Source organism: Nocardioides sp. GCM10023255, assembly GCF_042653125.1.
In the GTDB taxonomy this organism is placed as follows: domain Bacteria; phylum Actinomycetota; class Actinomycetes; order Propionibacteriales; family Nocardioidaceae; genus Nocardioides.
Genome location: NZ_JBHSHU010000001.1, coordinates 23,061 through 36,493, shown reverse-complemented (window position 1 = coordinate 36,493; position 13,433 = coordinate 23,061). Strand labels below are relative to the sequence as shown.

The 13,433-nt window shown below is 73.4% G+C and carries 15 protein-coding genes; 7 read left to right on the top strand and 8 right to left on the bottom strand.

What is annotated here, in order from left to right; genetic code table 11:
- Positions 1 to 33: 33 nt before the first annotated feature.
- Positions 34 to 732 carry a hypothetical protein gene (locus ACFO9I_RS00175; protein WP_379176604.1) on the top strand — a complete coding sequence of 233 codons (699 nt, stop codon included), beginning with the start codon at positions 34 to 36 and terminating at the stop codon, positions 730 to 732.
- On the opposite strand, the gene ACFO9I_RS00170 is transcribed toward ACFO9I_RS00175, so the two are convergent.
- Together ACFO9I_RS00170 and ACFO9I_RS00165 are read right to left on the bottom strand one after the other, a co-directional pair.
- Positions 685 to 2,313 (bottom strand): LuxR C-terminal-related transcriptional regulator, encoded by a 1,629-nt coding sequence (locus ACFO9I_RS00170; RefSeq protein WP_379176602.1) that lies wholly within the window; start codon positions 2,311 to 2,313, stop codon positions 685 to 687. The genes ACFO9I_RS00175 and ACFO9I_RS00170 overlap by 48 nt on opposite strands.
- Positions 2,261 to 3,421, bottom strand: coding sequence for a flavin-containing monooxygenase (locus ACFO9I_RS00165; RefSeq protein ID WP_379176600.1), 1,161 nt, complete (start codon positions 3,419 to 3,421; stop codon positions 2,261 to 2,263). The genes ACFO9I_RS00170 and ACFO9I_RS00165 overlap by 53 nt, the downstream gene beginning before the upstream one ends.
- Before the next feature lie 188 nt (positions 3,422 to 3,609).
- On the opposite strand from ACFO9I_RS00165, the gene ACFO9I_RS00160 reads away from it, so the two are divergent.
- The gene (locus ACFO9I_RS00160; protein WP_379176598.1) at positions 3,610 to 4,296 is read left to right on the top strand and encodes a SprT family zinc-dependent metalloprotease; all 687 of its coding nucleotides are present in this window, start codon (positions 3,610 to 3,612) and stop codon (positions 4,294 to 4,296) included.
- 73 nt (positions 4,297 to 4,369) lie between these two features.
- Here ACFO9I_RS00160 and ACFO9I_RS00155 read toward each other — a convergent pair whose 3' ends face one another.
- The 4 genes from ACFO9I_RS00155 to ACFO9I_RS00140 are packed head-to-tail and all read right to left on the bottom strand — an operon-like array spanning position 4,370 to position 6,705.
- A complete protein-coding gene (locus ACFO9I_RS00155; protein ID WP_379176596.1) occupies positions 4,370 to 4,660 on the bottom strand; it encodes a contact-dependent growth inhibition system immunity protein in 291 nt (96 codons plus the stop codon).
- Between the two features lie 16 nt (positions 4,661 to 4,676).
- Positions 4,677 to 6,080: an RNase A-like domain-containing protein gene (locus ACFO9I_RS00150; RefSeq protein ID WP_379176594.1), complete on the bottom strand. Its 1,404-nt coding sequence runs from the start codon at positions 6,078 to 6,080 to the stop codon at positions 4,677 to 4,679.
- Complete coding sequence (locus tag ACFO9I_RS00145) at positions 6,077 to 6,382, bottom strand: WXG100 family type VII secretion target (RefSeq protein ID WP_379176592.1); 306 nt, start codon at positions 6,380 to 6,382, stop codon at positions 6,077 to 6,079. Before ACFO9I_RS00145 ends, ACFO9I_RS00150 begins: the two co-directional genes overlap by 4 nt.
- A complete protein-coding gene (locus ACFO9I_RS00140) occupies positions 6,379 to 6,705 on the bottom strand; it encodes a WXG100 family type VII secretion target (protein WP_379176590.1) in 327 nt (108 codons plus the stop codon). The genes ACFO9I_RS00145 and ACFO9I_RS00140 overlap by 4 nt, the downstream gene beginning before the upstream one ends.
- 115 nt (positions 6,706 to 6,820) lie before the next feature.
- Here ACFO9I_RS00140 and rlmC point away from each other — a divergent pair, with 115 nt between their 5' ends.
- Positions 6,821 to 7,951 (top strand): 23S rRNA (uracil(747)-C(5))-methyltransferase RlmC, encoded by a 1,131-nt coding sequence (gene rlmC / locus ACFO9I_RS00135; RefSeq protein WP_379176588.1) that lies wholly within the window; start codon positions 6,821 to 6,823, stop codon positions 7,949 to 7,951.
- 105 nt (positions 7,952 to 8,056) lie between these two features.
- Positions 8,057 to 8,200, top strand: a complete 144-nt coding sequence (locus ACFO9I_RS00130; RefSeq protein ID WP_379176586.1) for a hypothetical protein — start codon at positions 8,057 to 8,059, stop codon at positions 8,198 to 8,200.
- Between the two features lie 10 nt (positions 8,201 to 8,210).
- Here the strand turns inward: ACFO9I_RS00130 and ACFO9I_RS00125 are convergent, their stop codons facing one another.
- Positions 8,211 to 8,636 (bottom strand): hypothetical protein, encoded by a 426-nt coding sequence (locus ACFO9I_RS00125; protein WP_379176584.1) that lies wholly within the window; start codon positions 8,634 to 8,636, stop codon positions 8,211 to 8,213.
- Between the two features lie 309 nt (positions 8,637 to 8,945).
- Between ACFO9I_RS00125 and ACFO9I_RS00120 the strand changes: the two genes are divergently transcribed.
- Positions 8,946 to 9,347 (top strand): hypothetical protein, encoded by a 402-nt coding sequence (locus ACFO9I_RS00120; RefSeq protein WP_379176582.1) that lies wholly within the window; start codon positions 8,946 to 8,948, stop codon positions 9,345 to 9,347.
- A gap of 1 nt (position 9,348) precedes the next feature.
- A complete protein-coding gene (locus tag ACFO9I_RS00115) occupies positions 9,349 to 10,644 on the top strand; it encodes a hypothetical protein (RefSeq protein ID WP_379176580.1) in 1,296 nt (431 codons plus the stop codon).
- Here ACFO9I_RS00115 and ACFO9I_RS00110 read toward each other — a convergent pair.
- Positions 10,584 to 11,681: a flavin-containing monooxygenase gene (locus ACFO9I_RS00110; protein WP_379176578.1), complete on the bottom strand. Its 1,098-nt coding sequence runs from the start codon at positions 11,679 to 11,681 to the stop codon at positions 10,584 to 10,586. The genes ACFO9I_RS00115 and ACFO9I_RS00110 overlap by 61 nt on opposite strands.
- 297 nt (positions 11,682 to 11,978) lie before the next feature.
- Here ACFO9I_RS00110 and ACFO9I_RS00105 point away from each other — a divergent pair, with 297 nt between their 5' ends.
- Complete coding sequence (locus ACFO9I_RS00105) at positions 11,979 to 13,427, top strand: MFS transporter (RefSeq protein WP_379176576.1); 1,449 nt, start codon at positions 11,979 to 11,981, stop codon at positions 13,425 to 13,427.
- The last annotated feature ends 6 nt before the right edge of the window (positions 13,428 to 13,433 follow it).

Here is a 13,433-nt window from a genome sequence, read left to right as displayed (position 1 = left end):
CTGCGAGCGCATGCTGGATCGGGAGGAGGGGTCATGGCCACCTACGAGATTCCCGACGGCCTCCCGGTCCTGTCGCGAGGCAGGCACCGCTCGGCACGCAAGGGCGCCTGCTTCATGGAGATGGCGTCGGTGCTGGCGAACGAGCCGTGGAGCGACCACCCGAAGTGCACCCACCCGCTGCTGGCCCACCTGGCCCGGCTGGTCAACGACCACACCACGGACCGGCACCGCGGCGAGCTGGTGACCCTCATCCCGTCCGTGGTCGGGCTCCGCGGCCGGGGCCTGCCGTGGACGGTGGCCCTGACCGCCGACGTCGCCCTGCGCGTGCTCCCGGAGGTGCCCGCCACCTCGGAGCGCGCCCTGGTGGCGGGCCTGGTCCGGTGCGACGAGCTGGCGACGGCGCTCGGGCCCGGAGCGGTCGAGGGTGCCGACGCGGTCCGGCAGGCACTGGACGACCGGCCCGACGCCGTGCGCTGGTCGCGACGGCTGGCCGGCGGGTCGGGCATCACCGGGACGCAGTTCGAGAAACGCTCGGCGCCCAACGTCATGAGGTGTGCCGTGCAGGGCATCGTCGCCGCGGCCCGGAACCCCGACGAGTGCGACGCGCGCCTGCGCCACCTGCTCGAGGGGGCCGTCGGCACGGCTCGGCGGCTGGACCCCACCGAGCGCTCCGCGACCCGGACGTCAGAGCAGGTCGTGCTCGAAGGCGAAGGCCGCCGCCGCGGTCCGTGACCCCACACCGAGCTTGGTGAAGATGTTGGACAGGTGCCGAGCCACGGTCTTCTCGCTGAGCACCAGCTCGGCCGCGATGGCGGCGTTGCTGCGGCCGGCCGCGACCAGCCGAAGCACCTCCACCTCCCGGGCGCTCAGCCCGGCCGGCAGGTCGGTGGGGGAGAGCAGCCGCTCGACCTCCCGCGCCGCCGGCACGGCGCCGAGCCGGCGGAAGGTGGCGAGCGCGGACTCCAGCTCGGCCCGGGCCGACGCCGAGTCGCCCAGGGCGGCCAGGGCGCGGCCGGTGAGGGCGCGCACCCGCGCGACGTCGTACGCACCCTCGACGCGGGCCCACAGCTGCCCGGCCTTGCGCAGGTAAGGGAGCGCGCCGGACGCGTCGCCCGCGGCGACCTCGACGGCGCCCGCGGCGTACGCCGCCATCGCCCGGACCGCCGGCGACCCGACGTGCTCGGCCACCCGGTCCAGCTCCAGCGAGGCCGTGCGCGCCTCGTCGACGGCTCCGACGCCCAGCAGCACGTCGACGGCCCCGGGAAGCAGCCGGCACTGGTGCACCGGGTCGGACGGCTCCGCGAGCAGGCGGCGTACCGCCCCGGCCGCTGCGTCCCGGGCGCCGCGCGCCAGCCACAGCAGGGCCAGGCCGGGCTGCGGGTCGAAGCCCCGCTCGCCGGCTCGCTGGTACGCCGCGTCCGCTGCGTCGAGCTCGCCACGCAGCCGCAGCAGGTCGCCGCGCTCGGACTCCGCCAGGCCGATCGCGGCGAGCGAGTGCGCCGCCCGGTAGCGGTCCACGGCCCGCTCGAGCTCCTCCAGCGCCTCCGGCCAGGCCCCCTGCATCCGCATCACCTGGCCGCGGTGCAGCGAGCACTGCCCGGTGAAGGTGACCAGCCCGGGCAGCGACGTGCACCAGCGGTGCAGCGCAGACGTCCACTGCGCCACCCGGCCGTAGTCGGCGACCTCCTGGCAGCCCTCGATCGCGGTGCAGAAGACGTTGCCGAAGATCTCGGGCGAGGTCTCGCCGGCCGCCACCCGCGCCATCGCGTCGTCCAGCAGCGCGATGCCCTCGGTCACCCGGCCGGAGTAGATCGCGAGCCGCCCCGAGGCCACCAGGCCGAGCGCGAGCAGGTCGGCGTCGCCGTGCTCCCGCCCCGCGGCCACGGTCTCGGCGGCGCAGGTGGCCGCCGCCGGCCACTCCGCGGCGCCGAGGTGGCGGTACATCCGCAGGAACGCGACGTACCCCCGCTCGACACCGCCGCCACCGGAGTCCTCGAGGAGCCGCTCGGCCCGTGCCGTCCAGCCGCCCGCCAGCGCCTGCTCGCCGGTGGTGTCGAGCAGCATCGTGATGTGGAATGCGCACTGCACGGCCCCGGTCGGGTCGCCCGTCTCCTCGCACCAGCGGAAGGCGCGCTGGTAGTGGCCGACCGCCTCCTCCGGGCGTCCGAGGAGGTACGCCGACAGGGCGGCCCGGCGCAGGTCCTCGACGCCCAGCGAGTCGGGCTCGACGCCGGCCCACGTGTCGAGGGCCGCGGCCCACTCACCCCGCTCGTAGTCCTCGCGGGCCTGCAGCAGCTCGTCGACCACGCCCATCGCGGGCACCTCCCTCTCCGGACGATACCCGCGGGGACGGGCGCTCGGTGATCCGTCGGGCGACGAGCTCGGCGTCGCGGCCGACGCCGGGGAGCAGCATCGAGGAGAAGGCGTACTGGAAGGAGAGGCCGCAGAAGAACAGGCCGGGTGCGTCGTCGACGACGCCGCGGTACTCGCGCGGCCAGCCGTCCTCGCCCAGCACCGGCAGGTCGATCCAGCCGAGCTCCTGGCGGAAGCCGGTCGCCCAGACGACGTTGGCCGCCTCGACCGTGGTCCCGTCGGCGAGCAGGGGCAGGCCGTCGCGGACACCTTCGACGCGGGACTCCGTGCGGACCACGCCGCGGTCGGCGAGGTCGGAGCGCTTGACCCGCAGCATCGGCCCGCCGTGGAACCGGACCTCCGCCATCTCCTTGCGGCCGACCGGGGTGCGCCGGGTGAGCAGGTGGCGCCACAGGAACAGCAGCACCGGGAAGACGACGTGCATCGCCGGCGACTCCAACCGCAGCGGGATCTGGCCGCAGTCGCGCCCGGCCAGGGTGGTCGGGTGCGTCAGGGCCACCTCGTAGGCGATGTCGGACCCGGAGTGCGAGGCGCCCACGACCAGCACGGGGCCCTCGCGCAGCTGGCCGGGCCGGCGGTACTCGCTGGAGTGCAGCTGGAGGATCGACGGGTCGAGGTCGCGCGCCACGTCGGGGACGTACGGCGTACGCCCGAAGGTCCCGGTCGCCACGACCACGTTGTCGCAGCGGATCGGCCCCGCGCTCGTGGCGACGACGTACCCGTCGCCGTCCGGGCCCGCCGACAGCCGCTCGACGGCGATGCCGAGGCGGACCGGCAGCTCGAAGCGGCGGGCGTAGGCCTCGAGGTAGTCCGCGACCTGGTCCTTGCCGGGGAAGGACCACGGGGCGCTCGGGAACGGCATCCCGGGCAGCCCGTCGAACTTCGCCGGCGAGTAGAGCCGCAGGCTGTCCCACTGCTGGCGCCAGTTGTCGCCGATCCGGCGGTTGCGGTCCAGCACGACACAGGTGCGGCCGCGCTTCTGCAGCTGGTACGCCGTGGCGAGGCCGGCCTGCCCGGCCCCGATGACGACGGTCTCGACGTGGTCCATGGTTCCTCCCGGTGGGTGTGCTCCTCACGCTAGGAACGCGGGCCGGGCCGCCGCATCGGGCGGATCACGCACCGCTGTCGCACCGGTCGTGGGTGGAAGCACCCATGCGCCCGACCGGTTGTCGGTGCCCGCTCCTACGGTGTCTCCCGCAGAGGCCGAGGGGTGCCTCGCGGACCGAGGGGACGTGGATGGATCTCACCGAGGCGGCGCGGCTCGGGCGCGAGCTGCTCGACGAGCACGGGTTGCGGGGCTGGACGATCGTGTTCGACCGGGCGAAGCGCCGGGCCGGTGTGTGTCGGCCCGGTCGCAAGGAGATCGGGCTCAGCGCGCCCCTGACCGCGCTCCACCCCGAGGCCGAGGTCCGCGACACGATCCTCCACGAGGTGGCGCACGCCCTCGTCGGGGTGCGGCACGGGCACGACGAGGTCTGGCGGGCGATGGCGCTGCGCATCGGGTGCAGCGGTCAGCGGTGCGGGAGCGAGGACGCGCCGAGCATCGAAGGGAGCTGGGCCGGCACCTGCCCGGCCGGTCACCGGGTGACGCGGCACCGCCGTCCCGAGCGGCCGTCCTCCTGCCGCACCTGCTCGCGGTCCTTCGACGTGGCGCACCTGCTGACCTGGACCTACCGCGGCGAGCCGGCCCCGATGCACCCGGCCTACCTTGCCGAGCTCGAGCGCCTCGAGCAGCGGGCCGCCGCCCCGGCCGCTGTCCCGCCGGTGCGGGTGCGGATGGGCGACCGGCTGCGGATCGCGGTCCCCGGCAGCAAGTACGACGGCGTCGTCGGCACTCTCGTCAAGCGCGGCCGGACCCGCTACCACCTGCGGGTCGGGAGCTCGGTGATGACCGTGCCGTTCTCGATGGTCGAGCCCGCCTGACTCTGGCAAGCAGGGTCGTGTGGCTCAGAGTGCGTCCTGGCGCACGGTGGCCTGCACGACTCCGGGTCTTGGGTCAGTTCTGGGTCGCTGCCGCCACGCGGCGTGCGATCTCGGTCAGCCAGCCGCGATAGCCGCCCTCATCCTCCAGCGGACGAATCTGACACCCGAGCTCATGGACAAACGTGTGCAGGTCTTGCTCGGAGGAGTAGGTGTCGAGGGCCCAGGCGACTTCCCGGGGCAGTTGCACCGCGAGCTCGGGTGACTCGCGCAGGAATGTATCGACGTTGTCGTCGACGGTGCCGACGATGTCGTAGTCCTGATGCAGGTACGTACCCATCAGTTCTTCCAGGGCTGGTGTCTCCATGAAGTTTCCTTGTGTGTCACGGCTGGGGGAAGGAGGTGAGAATCCTGTATCCATCCGGCATCGACGCGTCCCGGACCAAGAGCACCCGCAAGCCTGTTACTTCGAATACGTCGCCAGTGCGCGAGGCGGAACGCCCGGTGACGAAGTCCAGCGTCGCATCGAGTCGGCGGCGCGACCCTCCATGATCCAACCACTCCCGGATCGCTTGTCGCTTCAACTCAAGCACTCGAGAAATGGCGTGTTCGGCGCTGTCCTGGCTGGAAAAAGTCGAGGCGAACTCCGGCCGCGAGTCCCGTGCAAGCCGCTGGAGCAGCTCCTCGTCGGTCTTGCCCACGTGCCTCTGGATCGTGTGACTGCCCGAGTGCTCGTGCCTCGAGAGCCAGCCGGCCTCACGCTCCCACCAGAGCCTGAGCGTCCCGGCCTCGCCCCGTGCAGCAGACCGCGCAGCGGCCGCGTCCTTGAACTTCGTCAGGGACGCCCGTGCCGCTTTCAGTCCCTCACGACTGACCCGCACCGTGCTCGCGATCGAGGCGGTGAAGGCCCGCAGCGCCTCGACGATCGCGACGAAGCGCGGTGACTCCGCGGCGACCTTGGCCGCGACGGCGGAGAGGCCGGCGGCGGTGCCGGCGCCTCCGGTGAGCACGCCGAGCGCCACGCTGATCGCGACACCCTCGACGATCTGCTCGAGCACCCACATCGCCGCGTCGAGGATCTCCTGGTGCTTCGCCTCGACCTGGTCGGCGTACTGCTCGCAGGCGGCAGCGAGCGCGGCGTACTGCGCGCTGAGGTCGCGCACCGTCGACCGCAGCTCGTGCGTGGCGTCGATGGCGAGCGGGATCTCGGGGGAGCGCTCGCGCCAGAAGCCGCGCATCGCGCTGTCGCAGTGGGTCTCCAGCCCGACGAGCCCGTCCGCGGCCGCCCGCCACGCGGCGGCCGCCGAGCGCAGGCGGTCGACGTCGGCACCCGGCCACACGAACCCCTCGAGGTGGTCGAGGATCCAGCCGACCTTCCAGGGCAGTCCCGGCTCGGTCGCGCCGAGCGAGGTGGGCGGCGTCGAGGGCAGCACCACGACGTACCCCCGGTCGTCGCCCACGTCGGGCAGCACGCCGCCGTCGTAGACGGCCGACCCGGCTGCGACCGAACGCACTTCCGCGCGGACGTGGTTGGTCAGCGCGGCGTGGGTGAGGTGGCCGAGCCCGGTGAACGAGCCGACGAGGTCGGCCAGTGCTGCGACGGCCTCGCGCGCGCTCTCGTCGTACGCCGTGGCGAACTCCTGCGACGTCGAGTCGTCGCCGGCCATCCCGCCGAGACCCGCCAGCTGCCCGGTGAGCCTGTCGAACCACAGTGCCGCGAGCTGGTTGCCGCCGACGAACGCCTCGGCCGCGGTCTCGTAGCCGGTGCCGTCGACCTCCAGCCTCACCGGACCTGCTTCCACAGGTGCGTGTTGGCCCGCGCCGCGGCGTCGTAGTTGCCGCGCGCGACGTCCGCGACCGCGCGCAGCACCGCCAGCGCCTCCTGCATCTCGCGGAAGCCGCCGGTCCACCGGTCGTGGGCGACCCGATGCGCCGACGCCGCCTCGCCCGCCCAGGAGAGGTGCAGCCTCCCGACCGACCGGGCCAGATCGTCGACCAGTGCGCGGAGCTCCTCGCCGCAGCGGCCCATGTCCTCGACCGCCTCCAGCAGGCCGTCGACGTCGGCCACGAACGGCGCCAGCCCGCTCACCGGCCGTCTCCTGCGGTGACCACGGCGTGGGCGACCCGGTCGAGTCGCGCCTGCGTCTCCACGTCCTGCCTGACCAGGTCGCGGTGCACGGCATCGACCAGCCGGCCCAGCGTCTGCAGTCCCGCCAGCACGTCCTGCGACCCGTGGTCCCAGGCCTCCCAGCCCTCCGCGAACGCGGCGGCGGCCCGGCCGGTCCAGCCACCGTCCAGCAACCGGTCGACCTCGCGGGTGATGTGGTGGCGGGCCCGGTGCAAGCGGTCGGCCGCCCGGTCGATGTCCGCGAGCGCCGTGCGGAACGCGGTGTCCTCGACGTTGATGGTCATGTCGTCCCCCGAGAAGAGCGAGTACGTCGTCCGCCACCGAGACTGCCCGCCGATCGGGGCCCGCAGGGGTCCGCGGGCAAATCTGTGGACAACCGCTGAGTACGCTGGCCCGGCGATGCACTGCACCTACTTCGAGGCGGGACGCTGCCGCTCCTGCACCCTGCTCGAGCAGCCCTACCCCCGCCAGCTCGCTGGCAAGCAGGCACACGTCGAGGAGCTGCTCGCCGGCCACCACGACCTGGTCTGGCTGCCCCCGGTCCCGAGCCGCCAGGAGGGGTTCCGCAACAAGGCCAAGATGGTCGTGACGGGCAGCGTCGACGAGCCGTCCCTGGGCATCCTGCGCCCGGACGGATCGGGCCAGGACCTGCGCGACTGCCCGCTGCACACGCCCGGCCTTCACGCCGCCCTCCCGGTCCTCGCGGACTTCGTCACCCGGGCCCGGATCACGCCGTACGACGTCCCGCAGCGCCGCGGCGAGCTGAAGCACCTCCTCGTCACCGAGTCACCGGACGGCGAGCTGATGGTGCGGTTCGTGCTGCGCTCCCAGGAGCCGGTCACGCGGATCCGCAAGCACCTGCCGTCCCTGCTGGCCGCGCTGCCGCAGGCGGTCGTCGTCTCGGTCAACCTGCAGCCCGAGCACAAGGCGGTGCTCGAGGGTGACCGCGAGATCCTGCTGACCGACCGGGCGACGCTGCGGATGCGGGTGAACGGGCTCGACCTGCACCTGCGGCCCCAGAGCTTCTTCCAGACCAACACCGAGATGGCGTCGGCGTTGTACCGCCAGGCCACGGAGTGGGTCGCAGAGCTCGCCCCGGCGTCGGTGTGGGACCTGTACTGCGGGGTCGGCGGCTTCGCGCTGCACGCCGCGACGAGCGCGGGGCCGCACGAGGTGGTCGGTATCGAGGCCAGTGCCGAGGCGATCGAGAGCGCCCGGCAGAGCACGGTCGAGGCGGGGCTGACCGGGGTGCGGTTCGAGGCCGGCGACGCGACGGCGTACGCCGTGGCCAGCAGTGGCGCGCCCGAGCTGATCGTCGTCAACCCGCCGCGTCGCGGGATCGGCGACGAGCTCAGCCGGTGGCTCGACGCGTCCTCGGTCGGGCACGTGCTCTACTCCAGCTGCAACGCCGCCTCGCTCGCCCGCGACCTGGCGGCGATGCCGGCGCTGGTGCCGAAGCGGGGGAGGGTGCTCGACATGTTCCCCAACACCGACCACTACGAGCTGCTGGTGCGGCTCGAGCGCCGCTGAGCCGCTGGTCCAGTCCGCCCGTGCCGGCGGGAACAACGATGCCCGCCGGTCAGGTTCCCCGGGCGGAACCGTCACCAGGGGGTGCGGTCGGTGAGGAGGGGCGGCATGCGGACGGCCAGCAGCACGGGACAGCGGGTGTGGCACACCCTGACTCCGGAGCAGAAGCAGGACCGTCTCGCCGAGCTCCGTCGTCGTCAGCAGCTCCAGGTCGAGGTCGAGGCGCGCCGCCTCGCCGCCCTGCTGGACTGACCGCCCGCGCTCAGCGCCAGCGGAAGCTCGCCAGCGCGGACTCGATCAGTCGCTGACGCTCGGCCGCAGGGACGCTCTTGCTCTGCCTGAACTCCACGTGGATGAAGTTCCCGTTGCGCAACGCGCCGAACTCGTCGTACACCGAGTAGGCGTTGATCGCACCCGACAGGTGGAAGGCGCGCTCGCCGTCGAGCTCGACGTCGTCGAGTCGTTCCGGCAGCGGTCTGAACGGCTTGCTCCGCCTGGTGGTCGAGGCGGCCTCGGCCAACGTCCCCGTGGTCCACCCGGGGTCCTCGCCGAGCCCGACGACGCCGATGCCCTCGTCCTCCCCGGCGGAGTCCAGGTAGTCCGCCATGTCAGGCATGTGGGTGTAGCCGTCGGGGGCGTTCATGGTGGCGCTGGCCTGCTCGAGCAGGTCCCCGGTCGCGGGAGGCACCGACGGACCGGGGTCGGGCTCCGCGCCGGTCGACGAGGCGCCCTTCGGCGTCGACGTGTCGTCCGCTCTGGCAGGATCGTCGTCCGAGCCGGTGCAGGCGCTCGTAGCCAGCACGAGGCCGACAACAGCGGCACAGATCCGCTTCTTCACCCGAGAATCTCTCCGTCGTGGGGACTGGTGGTGGTCAGGATAGCGACCGGCCGGCAGGGCTCGGACGACCCAGTTGCGCTGCGGGCGTTTGCCGGCGTGACGCACCGGGTAGGCCGTCGTTGAGCAGTACCGAACACGTTGGGTAGGGGGAAGAACATCATGGTGGCGATCTCAGAGGTCGGCTCGACACTGAACGACCTGGCCGTCGATCCGGACGTCGTCCGGGACATCCTCGAGATGCTCGAATCAGGTGCCGACGACTTGCACGCCCACCCGGTGGGGGAGGTGCCCGACGGGGCCTTCGGTCCCGGGACCGACGCCGTCGACCTCGCCGTGAACACCGCGAAGGCGCACCGCCACGTCAAGGAGGCCATGGACGACATGGTCGCCGGCCTCCGCGGCTTCACCGTCAACATCAAGGACTTCGCGGAGCGGGCGCACGTCGCCGACGACGAGAGCGCCACGCAGCTGCAGGCCCTCCAGGCATCGACCACGTGCGTGGCCGCGCCGAGCTTCTCGGCGCCCAGCTCCTGCACGCTGCCCACGGACGGGGGTGCATGAGATGGCGAAGGGATACCAGCAGGCCAAGCTCGACGCCTACCTCGACGACAGCCGCCACGACGCGGTGCAGAACGGCGCCAAGGAGTGGAGCCGCGCCAGCATGCTGCTCGAGCAGGTGCAGGCCCGCCTGGAGCATGCGGCGAGACAAGCGGGCGAGCTGGGGGGACAGACCGGGCCGGCCGCCTCGGCGGCCTTCCAGAAGTCCGCGAAGGCGATGAGCCACAAGGCCCGGCAGCTGAACGATGGCAGCGGGGCGCTCCAGGCTGCCGCCGACGCGATCGTCTACGGGCGCAACCAGCGGGCCAACCAGCTCGGCGGCGACCCCGGCCCGCGGCCCAGCGACCCGGAGCCGCTGGCCCCCGGCGCCACGGACAAGGAGATCGCCAAGCACGGGCAGCAGCAGTCCGCAGTGTCGGCGTGGGAGCAGGACCAGGAGCGTCGCGAGCAGATCGCGCGCGAGACGACCACCGAGATGGACAGCCGGTTCCGGGAGTCCACCGCCACGATGAAGAAGATCCACGGTGAGCCCGACCCGGTGCCGAAGCCCACCGACCGGCAGGGTCCGGGCTCCACCACGACGCCGGGCGGCCCGGGTGGGTCCACGCGCTCGCCGTACGACAACGGTGGCCGGACCGGCACGACCCACCACAACACGTCGGTGATCACCACGACGGAGAACAACGACAACAACAACAACACCAACACGACGAGCACCACAGCCACCCCGACCGACCCGCAGCCCGACCACTACCCGGTCGCCGAGGACGGCAGCTTGACTCCGTCCGGCAGCTCGCAGGGCTCCTGGACCGGGTCGGACCCCAGCGCGCCCACCCCCGGCGCCCTCACCGGCGGCGCGGGTGGCAGCACCACCCCCGCGACCTCGGTGGGCGCGGGTGCCGGCATCACCGGCGGCGCCGGCCTGCTCGGCGGCGCGGCGATGAGCGGCCTCGGCGGCAACATGGGCGGGGTCCGGGGTGGCCTCACCCCGGTCTCCACCAGCAGCTCGGGTGTCAGGCCGATCGGCTCGACGGCGCGCTCCGCGACCACGGGCACCCTGGGACGCGGCTCGACCCCGGTAGGGACGGGCAGCGGCAGCGGCAGCGGCGGCTCCGGGCGCGCCGGCGGTGGCCGGTCGACGAGCGGCGGCCGCGGTGCAGCGGGCGGTCGCGGTGGCGCAGCGGGTGTGACCGGGCGCGGCGGCGACCGCAGCAGGGGCTCTAAGAAGTCGGAGCGCGATCACCTGGACGAGGAGTGGGAGATCGACGACGAGGACGCCGCTCCCTCGGTCCTCGACTGAGCCAGCCGGCTCGCGACCCACGCGGCGTCGTCCCCGACGAAGCCGAGCAGTGCGGAGCCACGGGTGTGCTGCCAGGGGAGGCCGACGAAGGCCAGGCCTGGCACGCCCGTGAGCCCGCGCTCGTGGACCACTGCCCCGTCGACGACCACGCCCGGCACGTCGATCCACGAGTAGTCGCGGCGGAAGCCGGTCGCCCACACCACGGTCGACGGGCGGGCGACGGAGCCGTCCTCGAACCGCACCCCGTCCGACGACGCCGCGACCAGTCGCGGGCGGAGGCTCACCCCTGCAGCGCGCAGGTCCCGCGTCGGGGTGCCGATCACGAGATCGCCGCGGGAGCGCATCCGCCGCGCCAGTCGTGAGTCGGCGGTCTTCGTGATCACGCCCAGCCGCGTCAGCCACCAGAACAGGTCGCGACCCAGCACGCGCTGCGGCAGCTCCAGCGACCCCGAGCCGGCCGCGAGGGTGACGTCGCGGGTCCCGGAGAGCTCGAGCGCGATCTGACGGCCGGAGTTCCCGTCCCCGACGACCAGGACCGGCCCGGGGGGCAGGGCGGCGGGGTTGCGGTACGACGCGCTGTGCAGCTGGGTGACCCCGCTCATCCGGCCCGCGAGCTCCGGGACGACCGGAGTCTGGAACGGTCCGGTCGCAACCACGACCTGGCGGGCGAGGAGCCGACCCTGCCGGGTGTGCACGGCGAAGAGCCCGTCGACCCGCTCCAGGCGGGTGACCGGGCAGTCCAGCAGCACCGGCAGGTCGAAGCGCTCGGCGTAGGCGACCAGGTAGGCGGCCACCTCGTCCTTGCCCGGGTAGCTGCCGCTCTCCGCGGGGAACGGCCAGCCGGGGAGGCCGTCGTACTCCGCGGGGGAGAAGAGCCGCAGCGAGTCCCACCGCGACCGCCACGCGTGGCCGATCTCGGGGGCGGCGTCGACGACGAGGAAGCGCAGGCCCTGGCGGCGCAGGTGGTACGCGGTCGCGAGGCCGGCCTGACCGGCGCCGATGACGAGGACGTCGAGGGCGTCGTGCGTGGAGCTCATGGTGGTGCCTTTCGGTGGGGTGTGGTCACCACCGTGCCCGGCGACATCGCCGGGTCGCGCCGGTGAAATTGCCGGGTTCGGATGGTTCCCGGGCCGGAGAGGGCGGAGGTTGTCGGCCAGGTCCTGTGCTTGTCGGCCGGTGCAACGGTCGACAAGCACAGGACTCACCGGCCAGCCGGGGAGTCCTGCACGGCCCCAACCCCGGTGGTTCCACCGGCGCGAGCAGGGCCCCGGGAGACGGAGGCTCGGAGCACGAGATCCACACCGGATCGACAGCCCGTGCCGAAGGAGAACCCGATGTCCACCACAGCCCACGCGGCCCACCACCCGCCGCACCCGGTGGCCGAGGAGGCCCGCCGTCCCTGGACGGTGCTCGGCCTCATGCTCGCCGCCCAGTTCATGGTCGTGCTCGACGTCAGCGTCGTGAACGTCGCGCTGCCGAGCATCGGCGCCGACCTGCACTTCAGCTCGTCCGACTACCAGTGGGTGGTCAGCGCCTACGTCCTGCTCAGCGGCGGCCTGCTGCTGCTCGGGGGCCGGATGTCCGACCTGTTCGACCGCCGCCGGATGTTCGTCATCGGCCTGACGCTCTTCACCGGCGCCTCGCTGGTCAGCGGCCTCGCCGACTCCGCGCTCACCCTCGTCCTCGCCCGGGGCGCCCAGGGCGCCGGCGCCGCGATGCTCACCCCGGCCGCCATGTCGATCGTGATGACGACGTACGCCGGCCGCCAGCGCGCCGCCGCCCTCGCCGTGTGGGGCACCATCGCCAGCATGGGCATCGCCGCCGGCGTGCTCTTCGGCGGCCTGCTGACCAGCGCGTTCGACTGGCGCGCGGTGTTCTTCATCAACGTCCCGATCGGCGTCGTCGCCCTGGTCGGCACCCTGCGCGCCGTCCCCGCCGGCACCCGCCGCGGCGCCGGCCTGCGTGGCCTCGACGTGCCCGGCGCGATCACCCTGGTCGGCGGGCTGCTCCTGCTCGTCAACGCCATCGAGAGCGCCGGCAGCCACGGCTGGACCGACACCACCACCCTGGTCTGCGCGTCGGGCGCGGCGGCCCTGCTCACCGCATTCACCGTCACCGAGCGCCGGGTCGCGGCCCCGCTGGTGCCGCCGCGCACCTGGCGGATCCGGTCCCTGGTCTCCGCCTCGACCGTGATGGCCGGCGTCACCGGCGCCGTCGTCGGCTCGATCTTCCTCAGCTCGCTCTACCTCCAGGAGGTCCTGGGCTCCTCGGCGATCGTGACCGGCCTGGAGTTCCTGCCGCTCGCCGCAGCGATCACGGTGGCCGCCGCTGTCGCCTCGAAGCTGCTGCCGCACGCCGGCCCCCGCACGCTCATTCTCGTGGGCCTCGTCGTCTCCGCGGCGGGCGCGCTGCTGCTGGCCACCGCCGGCGCCGACGCGTCGTACGCCGCCGACGTGCTGCCCGGCTTCCTGGTGCTCGGCCTCGGGGTCGGCCCGATGTTCGTGGCGATCTCGGTCGCCGCGATGGGCGACGTGAAGCACGAGGAGTCCGGCCTGGCGTCGGGCCTGATGATGACCGGCCACGAGGTCGGCGCCGCCCTGGGGGTCGCGGTCCTCACCGCGGTCGCCGGCGACGTCACCACCCGCGCCGGCCTGGTCGCCGGGCACACCGAGGCGTTCCTCGCGGTCGCCGCGATCTTCGTCGGCCTGGTGGTCCCGGCCGCCCTGACCCCGAACAAGGTCGCCCACGGTGCGGGCCACGGCCACGGCCACGGCCACCACTGAACCGCC